At 60.8% G+C, this 14,944-nt stretch carries 12 protein-coding genes; 1 reads left to right on the top strand and 11 read right to left on the bottom strand.

Annotated elements, in window-relative coordinates; genetic code table 11:
• Nucleotides 1-27: 27 nt before the first annotated feature.
• The 11 genes from AC06G5_RS23855 to edd all read right to left on the bottom strand — a co-directional run bounded on the left by AC06G5_RS23855 (nt 28) and on the right by edd (nt 13,672).
• A complete protein-coding gene (locus AC06G5_RS23855; protein ID WP_413427430.1) occupies nt 28-882 on the bottom strand; it encodes a D-hexose-6-phosphate mutarotase in 855 nt (284 codons plus the stop codon).
• Between the two features lie 114 nt (nt 883-996).
• Nucleotides 997-2,343: a carbohydrate porin gene (locus AC06G5_RS23860; protein WP_413427429.1), complete on the bottom strand. Its 1,347-nt coding sequence runs from the start codon at nt 2,341-2,343 to the stop codon at nt 997-999.
• A gap of 188 nt (nt 2,344-2,531) precedes the next feature.
• Nucleotides 2,532-3,692 (bottom strand): ABC transporter ATP-binding protein, encoded by a 1,161-nt coding sequence (locus AC06G5_RS23865; RefSeq protein WP_413427428.1) that lies wholly within the window; start codon nt 3,690-3,692, stop codon nt 2,532-2,534.
• Nucleotides 3,693-3,696: 4 nt separating this feature from the next.
• Nucleotides 3,697-4,542, bottom strand: coding sequence for a carbohydrate ABC transporter permease (locus tag AC06G5_RS23870; RefSeq protein ID WP_480458451.1), 846 nt, complete (start codon nt 4,540-4,542; stop codon nt 3,697-3,699).
• Nucleotides 4,535-5,443, bottom strand: a complete 909-nt coding sequence (locus AC06G5_RS23875) for a carbohydrate ABC transporter permease (RefSeq protein ID WP_413427426.1) — start codon at nt 5,441-5,443, stop codon at nt 4,535-4,537. Before AC06G5_RS23875 ends, AC06G5_RS23870 begins: the two co-directional genes overlap by 8 nt.
• Nucleotides 5,444-5,600: 157 nt before the next feature.
• Entirely contained in the window at nt 5,601-6,899 is a 1,299-nt protein-coding gene (locus AC06G5_RS23880) for an ABC transporter substrate-binding protein (protein ID WP_413427425.1), read from the bottom strand.
• A 117-nt stretch (nt 6,900-7,016) separates the two neighbouring features.
• The gene (locus AC06G5_RS23885; RefSeq protein WP_413427424.1) at nt 7,017-8,276 is read right to left on the bottom strand and encodes a D-mannose isomerase; all 1,260 of its coding nucleotides are present in this window, start codon (nt 8,274-8,276) and stop codon (nt 7,017-7,019) included.
• 236 nt (nt 8,277-8,512) lie between these two features.
• Nucleotides 8,513-9,940 carry an ATP-binding protein gene (locus tag AC06G5_RS23890; protein ID WP_413427436.1) on the bottom strand — a complete coding sequence of 476 codons (1,428 nt, stop codon included), beginning with the start codon at nt 9,938-9,940 and terminating at the stop codon, nt 8,513-8,515.
• A gap of 31 nt (nt 9,941-9,971) precedes the next feature.
• Complete coding sequence (locus tag AC06G5_RS23895) at nt 9,972-10,703, bottom strand: response regulator (protein ID WP_007996002.1); 732 nt, start codon at nt 10,701-10,703, stop codon at nt 9,972-9,974.
• A 186-nt stretch (nt 10,704-10,889) separates the two neighbouring features.
• Nucleotides 10,890-11,849: a glucokinase gene (locus AC06G5_RS23900; protein WP_413427423.1), complete on the bottom strand. Its 960-nt coding sequence runs from the start codon at nt 11,847-11,849 to the stop codon at nt 10,890-10,892.
• Complete coding sequence (gene edd, locus AC06G5_RS23905) at nt 11,846-13,672, bottom strand: phosphogluconate dehydratase (RefSeq protein ID WP_413427422.1); 1,827 nt, start codon at nt 13,670-13,672, stop codon at nt 11,846-11,848. Before edd ends, AC06G5_RS23900 begins: the two co-directional genes overlap by 4 nt.
• A 220-nt stretch (nt 13,673-13,892) precedes the next feature.
• On the opposite strand from edd, the gene gap reads away from it, so the two are divergent.
• Nucleotides 13,893-14,894 (top strand): type I glyceraldehyde-3-phosphate dehydrogenase, encoded by a 1,002-nt coding sequence (gap, locus tag AC06G5_RS23910; protein WP_413427421.1) that lies wholly within the window; start codon nt 13,893-13,895, stop codon nt 14,892-14,894.
• Nucleotides 14,895-14,944 lie beyond the last annotated feature (50 nt).

A 14,944-nucleotide genomic window follows, 5' to 3' on the forward strand; every position in this document is an offset into this window, starting at 1 on the left:
GAAGGGGCCAGCAGCAACACCGCAGAATCAAGCCCCCACCCACGCCTGTAAACTCAAATGCGCCCGCTCCCCAGGTTTCAGGCACAAGCTGTCGGTACCGCCGCTTGCGGCCTCTACGCAAACGAATTCGGATATCTCGTTCCAGGTCACGCCGAGCAACGGCCGTGAACCGGGATGCCAAACCACTGTGTCGGCCGTTTCGCCAGTGTCGATGCACAGCGCCCGCTGCCAGGCATGGTCGTTGAGCTGCAATTCGCCATCATGCTGGAACACTCGCTGACAACCGCCGTCCACGCGCAACTCGCCTTCCTGCTGACAGACCTGTCGGCTCAACTGGTCATAACCCTGAGCACCCTCCAGCCCAGACAGCGCTATCTCACTGACATCGCCAATACGCCAGTAAGCGTGCAAAGCCTGGCTCAACTGGCACGGCATGTCGTCCTGATGCTCGGTACTCAGGCGCAATTCCATGCGTTCGCCCAGATGCGCGTGCAGATCCACCTGCCAGTCGCACAACTTCAGTTGCCAGTGCAACCGCACGCCATCGTCGTCACTGTTGCTGTCGAGCAGCTTCCAGTCGAGCAACCGCGCCCAGCCATGGGACGGCCAGGCGTTTTCGCTCGGATGCCGTCCATACCACGGCCAACACACCGGCACGCCACCGCGAATGGCACCGACCTGCGGCCACTTCGCCGCGCACCACAGCCAGGGTTTCTGGCCCTGTGGCTGGAAGTGCAGCAACTGCGCGCCCTGACGGCTGAACACCGCCTGACACAGCGGATGATCGATCACCAGCACGTCGCGCATCTGATAGCGCTCCCACGCGAACACCGGACGCTCGCGCAAGGATTTGAAGAAGCGTTGTAGCGGATGCTCAAGCATGTGCCACGGTCCTGAAAATCATCTGTCACCGGGGTGCGCGGCCCGCAAAAAAAAGCGGACAGCCAGGGCTGTCCGCAAAAATGCGCACATTGAGGAGAGCTTATCGCAACAGCGTTAGAACACCGACTGAATTTTCAGGCCGGCCACCAGCGCGTTGTCGACTTCATCCACACCACCCGGGTGCGTGACGTATTGCAGGTTGGGACGTACGGTCAGCCAGTTGGTCACGTGGAAGCCGTAGTTGATCTCGTAGTTGTATTCGGTTTCACGAATAGGCGAGAACAGCGGATTGTCGAAGTCCGAAACACCGTTGGCCGCGTTGGTCAGTTCGGCGTTTTTCTTCACGTCATCGTTGACATGGATACGGGCGAAACCGATGCCCACGTCATCCTTCGGGCGCGCATCGAACGGGCCCTTGTACACAAACATCAGCGACTGGTAGTTGTCGATGAAGTTGGTGTCCTTGTCGTGGAAAGTGGCGTTGGCCGCGATGTTCAGACCGCGAGAAGCGTCGCCGTTGTGGCTGGTGAGTTGCTGCTGCGCGACGAACCAGTAGCCGTGCTTGCTATCGTGGACGCGCAAAGGGTTGCCGGTGGTCGCTGCGTCCTGACCGTTGTCGTCTTCGCGAACGTCGGCGGCATCGGAGGTACTTTTGTAGTAACCGACACGGTATTCGCCAGGCAGGTTGTTGACCTTCGGCGACCAGACCAGCTCGACCGGCAGGACGGTGCCATTGGTACCACTGCCGCTGAGCTTGAAGCCGTTACCGTGCTCCAGTTGCGAGGTGTTCTGGTTGTACGCGCCGATCTGGGCGTAGAGCTCGTCATTGATGTTGTACTTCACGCGGATCGCCGCCTGCATCACCGGCCAGTTGTACCAGATGTTGGTGGCCCAGTTACCCACCTGGGATCCGCAGAACGCCAGGTTCTGGAATTCGCACGGGAAGGTGTTGAAGTCTTCACCTTCGCCGAAGTAACCGGCCTTGACGTCCAGTTTGTTGTCGAAGAACTGATGCTGGATCCACAACTGGGTCAGACGCACCATATGGCCACGCCCGAAGACTTCCTGGGAGGAACTCAGGGTGCCGGCACGCGGGTCGCCGATACGGTCGTTGGAGATGTTCTCACCGTTACGGTTGGTGAGCTGGATCTTGGCCTGGGTGTTGTCCCAGCCCAGCAGTTTTTCCAGGTCCAGCGCTGCCCCCAGGCCGAACTGGTCGGCGTAGCGCGCGGTCTTGTCATCGTTGAAACCGCCATGCAGGTTGGCGCCGACTTCACCGACGTAATCCATCTTGATGTCGATGCCCTGCTCGATCAGTTTGGTTCGCTCGCCACCCCAATCGCCCGTCATCCATTTGGAGTCGGAGCTGAACGCTTCAGCGGCCATCGCATTGCCGGCCAGAACCAGTGCTGCCGCTGCTGACACTTGGCAGATCAACCGGGCCTTGTTCTTCATTTTCATCCCTACATCCTCGTTTTATTGTTATTAACTTTTCTTCTTTAACGCGGTTACATCAGTTGCGACGGATGTCTCCACCCGCCACATATCCCCCCCCCTGTAGGAGCGAGCTCGCTCGCGATGGTGTATCAGCTACATCGGTGTCAACTGACACTCCATCGCGAGCAAGCTCGCTCCTACAGCCGTGATCTTCAGCGGCCTTTGAATTGCGCTACGTTGTCAGCGTGAGTCTCGGCTTTCGGCACGCCGGCAACCCCCAGCCGCTCCCCGCTCTTGGCATCGAACAGCAGCACTTTCGCCGGGTCGAACTGCAGGTTCAGCGTCTCGCCAACCGCCGGCGCCACGTCTGGCGCCATGCGGCAGCAGACCTTGGTGTCGTTGAGGTTGACGAAGACCAAGGTGTCGGGACCGGTCGGTTCGGTGACCTGGACTTCGGCACGAATGGTCGGCAATCCGTTCGCTTCGCCGTTGGCCAGAACGATCTGCTCAGGGCGCATGCCGAGGATCACTTCGCGATCTTCAAGACCGGCGTCCTGCATGCCCAGCGGCAACTCGCAACGGGCCTGGCCGCTGTCGAGCAGCGCCAGCAGACGACCATCCTTGCGCTGCAAGCGCAGCGGGATGAAGTTCATCGGCGGCGAACCGATGAAGCTCGCCACGAACAGGTTGGCCGGATTGTTGTAGATGTCCTTCGGCGTGCCGAACTGCTGGATGATGCCGTCCTTCATCACCGCAACCTTGTCACCCAGGGTCATGGCCTCGATCTGGTCGTGGGTCACGTAGACCGTGGTGGTCTTCAAGCGCTGGTGCATCAGCTTCATTTCGGTACGCATCTCGACCCGCAGCTTGGCGTCGAGGTTGGACAGCGGTTCGTCGAACAGGTAAATCTTCGGCCGCCGCGCCAGGGCACGGCCCATCGCCACACGCTGTTGCTGACCACCGGAGAGTTGGCCGGGTTTGCGGTTGAGCAGGTGTTCGATTTGCAGCAGCTTGGAAACCCGAGCGACTTCTTCGTCGATTTCCGCAGTCGGCATTTTGCGGATCTTCAGGCCGAAGGCGATGTTGTCGCGCACGCTCATGGTCGGGTACAGCGCGTAGGACTGGAACACCATGGCGATGTCGCGATCCTTGGGGCTCATGCCGCTGATGTCGGCGTCGTCCACCAGGATCGCGCCGCCGCTGATGGTTTCCAGGCCGGCGATGCAGTTCATCAAGGTCGATTTGCCGCAGCCCGAGGGGCCGACCAGGATCAGGAATTCCCCGTCATCGATCTTCAGTTCGATGTTTTTCAGGGTGTCCGGCAAACCGGCGCCGTAGGTCTTGTTGACGTTGCGTAATTCGAGAGTTGCCATGTTTCTACCCCTTGACCGCGCCGGACGTCAGCCCACGCAGGAAATACTTGCCAGCGAATATGTAGACCAGCAGTGTCGGCAGCCCGGCGATCATCGCGGCGGCCATATCAACGTTGTATTCCTTGACCCCGGTGCTGGTGTTGACCAGGTTGTTCAGGGCCACGGTAATTGGCTGGGCATCGCCACTGGCGAAAACCACGCCGAACAGGAAGTCGTTCCAGATCTGGGTGAACTGCCAGATCAGGCAGACCATCACGATCGGGATCGACATCGGCAGCAGGATCTTCCAGAAGATCGTGAAGAAGCCTGCGCCATCGAGCCGCGCGGCCTTGACCAGCGCATCCGGAATGCTCACGTAGTAGTTGCGGAAGAACAGCGTGGTGAACGCCAGGCCGTAGACCACGTGGACCAGCACCAGGCCCGAGGTGGTGTTGGCCAGGCCGAACTTGCCGAGGGTGAACGAAGCCGGCAGCAGCACGGTCTGGAACGGCAGGAAGCAGCCGAACAGCAACAGGCCGAAGAACAACTGCGAGCCACGGAAGCGCCACATCGACAGCACGTAGCCGTTCATGGCCCCGACGAAGGTGGAGATCAGCACCGCAGGCACGGTGATCTTCACCGAGTTCCAGAAGTAGCCGCCGACCACGTCCCAGGCCTTGATCCAGCCGATGCCGTCAATCACGGCCGGCCAGCTCAGCAGGTTGCCGGTGCGGATGTCTTCAGGGGACTTGAAGCTGGTCAGCAGCATCACCACCAGCGGGATCAGGTACACCGCCGCCGCCAGCAACAAGATGGCGTAGATCGCAATGCGGCTGAAGCTGATGCCTGGTTTTCCGATTTGATTAGTCATGGCGTTTGCCTCGCAGCTCGGAGTACAGGTACGGCACGAGGATGGTCAGCACGGCGCCGAGCATCAGCATGGCGCTGGCCGAACCGATGCCCATCTGGCCACGGCTGAAGGTGAAGGAATACATGAACATTGCCGGCAGGTCGGACGAGTAGCCCGGACCGCCCGCGGTCATCGCCGCGACCAGGTCGAAGCTCTTGATCGCGATGTGCGCGAGGATCATGAAGGCACTGAAGAACACCGGGCGCAGGCTCGGCAAAACGATCTTCAGGTAGATGGTCGGCAGGCTCGCACCATCGACTTGCGCAGCACGGATGATCGACTGATCGACACCGCGCAGGCCGGCGAGGAACATCGCCATGACAAACCCGGAGGCTTGCCACACGGCGGCGATCACCAGGCAGTAGACCACGCGATCCTGATCCACCAGCCAGTCGAGGCGGAAGCCTTCCCAGCCCCAGTCACGCAGCATTTTGTCCAGGCCCAGGCCCGGGTTGAGCAGCCATTTCCACGCCGTACCGGTGACGATCATCGACAGCGCCATCGGGTACAGATAGATGGTGCGGATGAAGCCTTCCTTGCGAATGCGCTGGTCCAGCAGCACGGCGAGGAACACGCCCAGCACCAGGCTGATGCCGATGAACATGCCGCCGAACACCGCGAGGTTCTTGCTCGCGACCCACCAGCGGTCGTTGTCCATCAGACGCATGTATTGCTGCAGGCCGACCCACTTGTAGCTCGGCATGAAGCTGGAGTTGGTGAAGGACAGAATGAACGTCCAGATGATGTAACCGTAGAAGCCAACCAACACGATCAGCATGCTCGGCGCGAGTACCAACTTGGGTAGCCAGCGTTGCAGCGCATCGAACGGTGAGGCTTTGCTGAAAACCGCCACAGAGTTCATCGGGATAATCCAGGTTTAGAGAAATGAATCGACACGCTGATCCCCTGTGGGAGCGGGCTTGCTCGCGAATGCGGTGTGTCAATCGACATCCATGTTGAATGTCAGTCCGTATTCGCGAGCAAGCCCGCTCCCACATTGGGATGGGCTGTGTCCGGAGTTACTGGGCCGCTTTGACAGCCGAGGCCAGTTGGGCGCTGGCCTTGGCCGGGTCAGCGTTCTTGTCGTTCATGAAGTTGGTGACCACGTCGAAGATCGCACCCTGCACGGCCAGGGAGGTGGCCATGTTGTGCGCCATGCTCGGTTGCAGGCCGCCGGTCTTGTCGTCCGCGATGAAGTCCTTCGCCGACTTCTGGGCACACTCGTCGAAGCCGAGCTTGTCCATTTCATTCAGCATGTCGTTACGCACCGGGATCGAACCCTTGTTCATGCTGAAGACTTTCTGGAAGTCGGTACCCAATGCGACCTTGGCCAGGTCTTGCTGGGCAGCGATGTCACCCTTGCGATCAGCCTTGAGCTTGAACACCGCCATCGAGTCGATGTTGTAGGTGAAGGCTTTTTCGGTGCCAGGGAACGCTACGCACTGGTAGTCCTTGCCGGCGATTTTCTTCGCGGCGGTCCACTCGCTTTTCGCCCAGTCGCCCATCATCTGCATGCCGGCCTTGCCATTGATGACGTCGGCGGCGGCGATGTTCCAGTCACGACCGGCGCGGTTCGGGTCCATGTAGCCGGTGATCTTTTTCAGCTCGGCGAACGACTTGGTCATCTCCGGGCCAGACAGGGTTTTCTGGTCCAGGTCGACCAGGGCTTTCTTGTAACCGTCGGCGCCCATGACCGAGAGCACCACGTCTTCAAACACGGTGCTGTCCTGCCAAGGCTGACCGCCGTGGGCGAGCGCGATGAAGCCTGCGGCCTTGAGCTTGTCGCCGGCGGCATAGAATTCTTCGAGGGTAGTCGGGGCTTTTTCGATCCCGGCTTTCTTGAACACTTCCGGGTTGATCCACAGCCAGTTGACGCGGTGGATGTTCACCGGCACAGCGACGTAGTCACCTTCATACTTCACAGTGTCGGAGACTTTCTTCGACAGCAGGCCATCCCAGTTTTCCGACTTGGAAACGTCTTTCAGCGCGTCGGTGCTGAGCAGGCCGGTGCTGCCCCACTCCTGGATGTCCGGGCCTTTGATCTGGGCAACGCCCGGCGGGTTGCCGGCTACGGCGCGACTTTTGAGTACGGTCATGGCCGTGGAGCCGCCACCACCGGCGACTGCGCCGTCCTTCCAGGTGAAGCCGTCTTTTTCGACTTGAGCCTTCAGGACATCGACCGCTGCCTTTTCACCACCGGAAGTCCACCAGTGAACGACTTCAACGGAACCTTTGGATTCGGCAGCGAGGACACTGAGGGGGAGCGCAGACAGGGAAGCGAGAGAAATGACAGTAGCGAGGCGAGAAATCGCATTCATCTAGGAGCACCTTTCTTGTTGTTATGCATGCAAGTCTGTTGCTTGCGCTGCATAAGATTCTAAACAGGGGATATCCCCTCGCAGGTAACGAAGGGATGCGCGAATGTCACCGCATGGTTACATAGAACCGCTCTGGGACAACTGCGCCAGCGCCGTGGCCATGCTTGGCGCCAGCGCCAGGCGCGGAATCAGCACGGCCTGCCAGGCGTGGTAAAGGTCCGGCTTGCCGGGCCAGATATCGGCACTCGGGCGGTTCAGCGGGTCGAGCTCGTGATGCCAGCTGCCGCCTTCGCGGTCGATGAAATGACTGTCACAGAATTCCCAGAACAGTCGGTACCAGTGTTCGTACTGCTCATCACCGGTGCGTTTGAGCAGTGCACTGGCGGCAGCACTGGCTTCGCAATGGGTCCAGTGCAGGCGATGGCGGACCACCGCTTTGTTGTCCCAGTCCAGGGTGTAGACAATCCCCGGCGCACCATCGACGTCCCAGCCATGACGGCAGTTGTGCTCGAAGAGTTTTTGCGCGTCGGTGAGCAGCCAGCCCGGCGTGAGCATCCCCGCTCTCACCCGCGAAGCTTCGAGGTGCAGCAACAGCCGCGCCCACTCGAAACCATGACCCGGGGTGGTGCCGTAGGGGCGGAAGCCGTCGGCTGGATTGTCGCGGTTGTAATCGCGCAGTGGTTGCCAGGCACGGTCGAAATGCTCGATCACCAGGTAATCGTTGGCGGCGGCGTGGCCATGGATCACTCGCTCGACGATACGCTGGGCACGGCTCAGCCAGCGATTGTCATCAGTGACATCGGCCAGGGCGAGGAAGGCCTCGGTGGCGTGCATGTTGCTGTTGGCGCCTCGGTAGGTCTCCTCCTCGCTCCAGTCGCGATTGAAGGATTCGCGCATGGCGCCCTCTTCTTCGCTCCAGAAGTACGTGTCGATGATGTCGACGGCATCATCGAGCAAGGCTTGCGCACCGGGGCGCTGTGCGACTACAGCGGAACTCGCGGCCAGCGCGACGAAGGCATGCAGGTAGGCGTTCTTGCCGGTGTTGCCGTCGCGGTGTTCGGCGGTCGCGAACCAGCCGCCGTGAAGCGCATCACGCAGTGGCCCGCGCAGTGCGGCGACACCGTGATCCACCAGCTCGGCGAACCCCGGCAAACCCTGTATGTGGGCCATGGCAAAGCTGTGGGTCATGCGCGCGGTGTTCATGGTTTGCGCTTTTGCGTCGGCCGCGAGGCAGCCCTTTTCATCGAGATTGCCAAAGCCTTCAGGGAGCCTCGAAGCCTTGGCAAACGCCAGCAGGCGCAAGCCTTCGGCAGCGAGCCATTGCTGATGGGCAGGTGCATTCAGCCAACTGCTGAAGGCAGGTTGGAAGGTGTCCATGACGTACCTTTTTTGTTGTTATGACTGCTGGGCAGCATAAACAACGGACGAAGGCGGGCTTGTAACGAAGGGGGTGGGTTATGTCACCGAGCTGTGACATTTACCTTGAGGGATGTGTTGAATCTTCTAACGCCTTCGCGAGCAAGCCCGCTCCCACACTTGATCGCATTCCATCTGGATGAACTCGGTCAAATGTGGGAGCGGGCTTGCTCGCGAAGAACGATAACGCGGTATCGCTAATCAACGCTCCGGGGTAACTGCAAAGTCACCCTTAACCCACCCTCACGCAAGTTCTGCAAACTCACCTCACCACCATGGCTATGGGCAATGTTGCGGGCAATCCCCAGCCCCAATCCATAGCCCTGCTGCTGCCCGGCCAGGCGGAAGTGCGGTTCGAACACCTGCTCCAGCCGCTGCTCCGGCACGCCCGGCCCTTCATCATCGACATGCAGGATGAACGCGCTGTCATCGTCATCGATGTACAGATGCGCGTTCTGCCCGTACTTCAACGCGTTGTCGATCAGGTTGCCGATGCAACGCTTGAGCGCCAGCGGTTTCCCCGGATACGCCGCCAGCGCCCGCCCCTGCTGGGTCACGCGGCCGTTACCGTTCGGTGCCAGATACGGTTCCACCAGGCAGTCGAGCACATGGTTGAGATCCACCGGCTCGATGTTCTCGTGGATGTCGGTGTCTTTCACGCATTGCAGTGCGCCCTTGACCAGCAGCTCCAGCTCGTCCAGGTCGCGACCGAACTTGGTTTGCAGTGTTTCGTCTTCGAGCAATTCGACCCGCAGTCGCAAGCGGGTAATCGGTGTGCGCAGGTCGTGGGAAATCGCGCTGAACAACTGACTGCGCTCGGTCAGGTAACGGCTGATGCGCTCGCGCATGGTGTTGAAGGCACGGCCGACTTCCACCACTTCGCTGCCACCACCTTCGGCCACCGGCTCGACATCGGCACCCAGCGACAAGTCCCGCGCCGCCCGCGCCAGACGCTTGAGCGGACGACTCTGCCAGTGCACCAGCAGGCCGATGAACAACAGCAAAAAGCCGCTGGTCAGGACGATGAACCACACCTGCTGTGCCGGCAGGCCCTGTTCTTCAAGACTGGTGTAGGGCTCGGGCAACAGCGAGGCGATGTACAGCCATTCGCCCGGTGCCATCTGGATCTGCGTGACCAGCACCGGCGGGTTCACCGGTTCCAGGGTCAGCGCATAGTGCGCCCAGGAACGTGGCAACTCATCGAGCTTCAGGCCGCCATTGAAGATGCGCAGGTCTTCCGGGCTGACGAAGGTCACCGAGATGTCCGCGTCCTGGCCGAGGGACTGGCGCAGCACCTCGTCCACCGCTTTGAGCACCGCCTCTTTGCGCGGGGTGATGGGCAGCACTTCCATGCCCAGTGGCTTGTCGTTGAGCGTCACCACGAACCGGGTGCCACCCATGCTGCGCAACTGATCGAGCACCAGGGGCCGAAACGCCACCGGTAACGAACGGAAATAACTGACACTGGCCGTCATCGAATGAGCCAGGCTGCGGGCACTGGTGACCAGGCCCTCGAGCTGCGTGGCGCGCAGTTGCGACACCCAGATCACGCTCGACAATGTCTGGGCGAACAACACGGCCAGCAAGGTCAACAGCAGCATCCGCCCGAGCAACGAACGCGGCATCGGTACCTTGGCCGCGAGCTTGCGAAACAGCTTAGTGGCCATTGCTGGCAACCACATTGGCTGCCAATTGGTAGCCACTGCCGCGCACGGTGCGGATCAGCCGTGGTGGTTTTTCGGTGTCGCGCAGACGCTGGCGCAAGCGACTGACCGCCATGTCGACGATGCGATCGAGGGGCATCAGGTCGCGGCCACGGGTGGCGTTGCCGATGGTGTCGCGATCGAGGATTTCCTGCGGGTGATCGAGGAACAGTTTCAGCAGTGCGAAGTCGGCGCCCGAAAGGATCACCTCTTCGCCATCGATGTGAAACAACCGATGGCTGACCATGTCCAGACGCCAGTCATCGAAGGCCAGCACCTCGCCACCGTTACGTTCCTGACCGAACTGCGCGCGGCGCAGCAAGGCCTTGATCCGTGCCTGCAATTCCCGTGGGCTGAACGGCTTGCCCAGATAATCGTCGGCGCCCAGCTCCAGGCCGATGACGCGGTCGGCCTCGTCGGAACTGGCGGTGAGCATGATGATCGGCACCTGCGCCTGGCGTGGATGCTGGCGAATCCAGCGGCACAGGCTGAAGCCGTCTTCGTCGGGCAGCATCACATCAAGGATCACCAGATCACTCGGCGCCTCGTTCAACGCCTGGCGAAAACCGGCGCCGTCGGGCGTGGTACGCACCTGGAAACCGGCGCGGGTCAGGTAGGTGTCCAGCAACTCGCGTATCTCTTGATCGTCATCGACCAACAAAATCGACTTGTTGACTGAGCTCACGGGAAGGCGTCCTTGTTGTTGGAATTGGGCGGATTATGCCTTAAGCACTCAACTTACAAACACCACAGAAAAAATGTAGGAGCGAGCCTGCTCGCGATGGACTTGAAGGCACCGCGTGCATTCAGAAAGCACGCGTTATCGTTGACGTCCATCGCGAGCAAGCTCGCTCCTACAGGTAATCGGGTTTCAAGCCGGGATGGATTGCTCCAGTGCCACTCCGGCACCCATCAAACCGGAATACGGCGCCGTCACCAGCCACACCGGAATCCCTTTGAAGTAGTCGCTCATGCAACCCTTGTCGGCGAAGCACCGGGCGAAACCGCTCTGGAGGAAGAAATCGGCAAAGCGTGGAATCACCCCGCCAACGATGTACACACCAGCGCGTCCACCAGTGGTCAGCACGTTGTTGCCGGCCACGCGACCAAGCCAGCAGCAGAACTGTTCAAGCACTTCCACGGCAATCGGGTCGCCCGCCAGTCCGGCAGCGGTGATGGCTTCCGGCGTGTCGAGCACCGGCGTATGCCCGTCCACCGCGCAGATCGCCCGGTAGACGCGCGGCAAGCCGCCGCCGCTCAATGCGGTTTCAGCGCTGACGTGGCCGATCTCGTTGAAGATGTGCTGCCAGAGTCGGGTTTCACGCGGGCTGCTCAATGGCAGGTCGACGTGACCGCCCTCCCCCGGCAACGCGGCGAACCGGCCCTCGCCCAAATCGAGCAAGGTGCCGACGCCCAGGCCGGTGCCCGGGCCAATCACCACCGCCGGGCGCAGCGGCTCCGGCGTGCCCTCGCAGACCACGCGGAATTCACCGGGCTGCAAACGGGTCATGCCCAGGGCCATGGCCGAGAAGTCGTTGACCAGCAACAGTTGCTCGACCTGCAAGGTCTGGCAAAAGCCCTTGCGGCTCAGGCGCCAGTGATTGTTGGTGAATTTGAATTCGTCGCCGCTGACGGGACCGGCCACCGACAGACACACTGAACCGATCGCCCCCGGTGCCAGCCCCAGGCCATCCAGGTAGAGGCTGATGGCCTCTTCAGGGCTGGGGAAATCTGCCGTTGCCAGCACCTGGACCGATTCCAGTTGCTGGTTTTTCCACAACGCGAAACGTGCGTTGGTCCCACCGATGTCACCGACCAAAGCCAGTTTCAATTAAGCGTCTCCAGGGCAGAAGTGAAGGCGCTGGCGCCCTGCTCCGCCGAGCTGAAGGCCATGCGCATGAAACCAAACAGTTCGCGACCGGTGCCGATGTTGTTGCCCAACAGGCCCTTGGCCGGCGTGCGCGCTGCGAATTCTTCAGCGTCCACCTTAAGCTCCAGGGTGCCTTTGACGCCATCGACGCGGATGATATCGCCCTCTTGCACCCGCGCCAAAGCACCACCGACATAGGCTTCGGGGCTGACATGAATGGCCGCCGGAATTTTCCCCGACGCGCCGGACATGCGTCCGTCGGTCACCAGCGCCACCTTGAAACCGCGGTCCTGCAATACACCGAGGAACGGCGTCATCTTGTGCAGCTCCGGCATGCCGTTGGAGCGAGGGCCCTGGAAGCGCATCACAGCGACAAAATCCTTTTCCAGCAAACCGGCCTTGAATGCATCGGCCAGGTCCTGCTGATCCTGGAACACCATGGCTGGCGCTTCGACGATCTGGTTTTCCACGGCGACGGCGGAGACTTTCATCACACCGCGACCCAGGTTGCCTTCCATCACCCGCAGGCCACCTTCCGGCGAAAATGCGCGGGCAACCGGACGCAGGATGCTTTCATCGAGGCTGTCGGTCACGCCTTCGCGCCACACCAGCTGGCCGTTGTCGAGGAACGGCTCCTGGGTGTAGCGGCTCAGGCCGTGGCCCATCACGGTGTTGACGTTTTCGTGGAGCAACCCGGCTTCCAGCAGTTCACGGATCAGGAACGACATGCCGCCCGCGGCCTGGAAGTGGTTGATGTCGGCTTTGCCGTTCGGGTAGACGTGGCTCAGGGTCGGCACGACTTCGGAGAGGTCGGCCATGTCCTGCCAGGTCAATTGAATGCCCGCCGCCATGGCGATGGCCGGCATGTGCAAGGTGTGGTTGGTCGAGCCGCCCGTGGCGTGCAGCGCCACGATGGAGTTGACCAGCGAACGCTCGTCGACGATTTCGCCGATCGGCATGAAGTCGCCGTTCTGTTTGGTCAGGCGCGTGACCTGGTGCGCGGCTTCGCGGGTCAAGGCATCGCGCAACGGTGTGTTCGGGTTGACGAAGGACGCGCCCGGCAGGTGCAGGCCCATGACTTCCATCAGCAACTGGTTGGTGTTGGCGGTGCCGTAGAAGGTGCAGGTGCCAGGGCTGTGGTAGGACTTCATTTCCGATTCCAGCAGCTCTTCGCGGGTGGCCTTGCCTTCGGCGTACTTCTGGCGCACATCGGCTTTCTGCTTGTTGGAAATGCCCGACACCATCGGCCCGCCCGGCACGAAGATCATCGGCAGATGGCCGAAGCGCAGCGCGCCCATCATCAGGCCCGGCACGATCTTGTCGCAGATGCCGAGCAGCAGCGCGCCGTCGAACATGTTGTGGGACAACGCCACGGCAGTGGACAACGCGATCACTTCGCGACTCGGCAGGCTCAGTTCCATGCCCGGCTCGCCCTGGGTCACGCCATCGCACATGGCCGGCGTGCCACCGGCGAACTGACCGACGGAGCCGATCTCGCGCAGGGCCTTTTTGATCATCTCCGGAAAGACTTCGTACGGCTGGTGCGCCGAGAGCATGTCGTTATATGACGAAACTATCGCGATGTTCGCGGAGTTCATCATCCGCAGGCTGTTCTTGTCTTCGCTGCCGCAACCGGCCACGCCATGGGCGAAGTTGGCGCATTGCAGCTTGCCGCGCATCGGACCGTCGCTGGCCGCACCGCGGATCAATGCAAGGTAAGCCTCACGCGTGGCGCGGCTGCGGGCGATAAGCCGTTCGGTGACCTCAAGGACGCGGGGATGCATGTGTAGAACTCCAGGCTAACGGATGTGGCGACCTGATTGTCTATGCTGATCAAAGGCCGGTGTCGATGGGATGACGGACGGTTTAATTGACCATTCGGACCAGTTGATTCAGGTCACTCGTTGTAGATTGAACAAAATATTGCCATTAAAAAGGCTTGTTTTCTATTTTTTTGCGAATAATCTTGTAATTCCAACAACAAAACGACGGTAGCGCCGCAATATGACTCTTCGAATCGCAATCAATGGTTTTGGCCGCATCGGCCGTAACGTCCTGCGTGCACTCTATACCCAGGGCTATCGTCAGGATCTGCAGATTGTCGCCATCAACGATTTGGGCGACAGCGCGATCAATGCTCATCTACTCAAGTACGACACCGTTCACGGCACATTCGATGCCGATGTCCAGCACGACCAGGAGAGCCTGACGGTCAACGGCGACCGCATCTCGGTCAGCGCCATCCGCAACCCGGCCGACCTGCCCTGGGCCGCGGAAAAGATTGATGTGGTATTCGAATGCACCGGTCTGTTCACCGACCGGGCCAAAGCCGCCGCGCATATTACGGCGGGTGCGCGCAAAGTCATTATCTCTGCACCGGCCAAAGGCGCCGACGCCACCGTCGTCTACGGGGTGAACCACGATATTCTGCGCCAGTCGCACCAGATCATTTCCAACGCGTCGTGTACCACCAACTGCCTGGCCCCAGTGGCCCAGGTGCTGCATCGCGAACTGGGCATCGAAAATGGCTTGATGACCACCATTCACGCCTACACCAACGACCAGCACCTGACCGACGTCTATCACGTCGATCCGTACCGCGCCCGTTCGGCCACCCAGAACATGATCCCGAGCAAGACCGGTGCCGCCGAAGCCGTCGGCCTGGTGCTGCCGGAACTGGCGGGCAAATTGACCGGCATGTCGGTGCGCGTACCGGTGATCAACGTGTCGCTGGTGGACCTGACGGTGCAGCTCAAGCGCGAAGCGTCGGCCGATGAGGTCAATGCGCTGATGAAAGAAGCCAGCCAGCACTCGAAGATCCTTGGCTACAACACCCTGCCGCTGGTCTCCAGCGACTTCAACCACAACCCGCTGTCGTCGATCTTCGACGCCAACCACACCAAATCCAGCGGCAAGTTGCTCAAGGTATTGGCGTGGTATGACAACGAGTGGGGCTTCTCCAACCGCATGCTCGATAACTGCCTGGCGCTGTGCAACGCCGAGTAAGCAGCACGCCCCTCCCTTCTTGTAGGAGCGAGCTTGCTCGCGATGGATGT

The sequence above is a fragment of the Pseudomonas sp. WT-JTC genome (assembly GCF_056711565.1).

Coding starts and splice junctions, on each gene's coding strand:
- AC06G5_RS23855 (WP_413427430.1), bottom strand. CDS start 882: ATGCTTGAGCATCCGCTACAACGCTTCTTCAAATCCTTGCGCGAGCGT.
- AC06G5_RS23860 (WP_413427429.1), bottom strand. CDS start 2,343: ATGAAAATGAAGAACAAGGCCCGGTTGATCTGCCAAGTGTCAGCAGCG.
- AC06G5_RS23865 (WP_413427428.1), bottom strand. CDS start 3,692: ATGGCAACTCTCGAATTACGCAACGTCAACAAGACCTACGGCGCCGGT.
- AC06G5_RS23870 (WP_480458451.1), bottom strand. CDS start 4,542: ATGACTAATCAAATCGGAAAACCAGGCATCAGCTTCAGCCGCATTGCG.
- AC06G5_RS23875 (WP_413427426.1), bottom strand. CDS start 5,443: ATGAACTCTGTGGCGGTTTTCAGCAAAGCCTCACCGTTCGATGCGCTG.
- AC06G5_RS23880 (WP_413427425.1), bottom strand. CDS start 6,899: ATGAATGCGATTTCTCGCCTCGCTACTGTCATTTCTCTCGCTTCCCTG.
- AC06G5_RS23885 (WP_413427424.1), bottom strand. CDS start 8,276: ATGGACACCTTCCAACCTGCCTTCAGCAGTTGGCTGAATGCACCTGCC.
- AC06G5_RS23890 (WP_413427436.1), bottom strand. CDS start 9,940: ATGCCGCGTTCGTTGCTCGGGCGGATGCTGCTGTTGACCTTGCTGGCC.
- edd (WP_413427422.1), bottom strand. CDS start 13,672: ATGCATCCCCGCGTCCTTGAGGTCACCGAACGGCTTATCGCCCGCAGC.
- gap (WP_413427421.1), top strand. CDS start 13,893: ATGACTCTTCGAATCGCAATCAATGGTTTTGGCCGCATCGGCCGTAAC.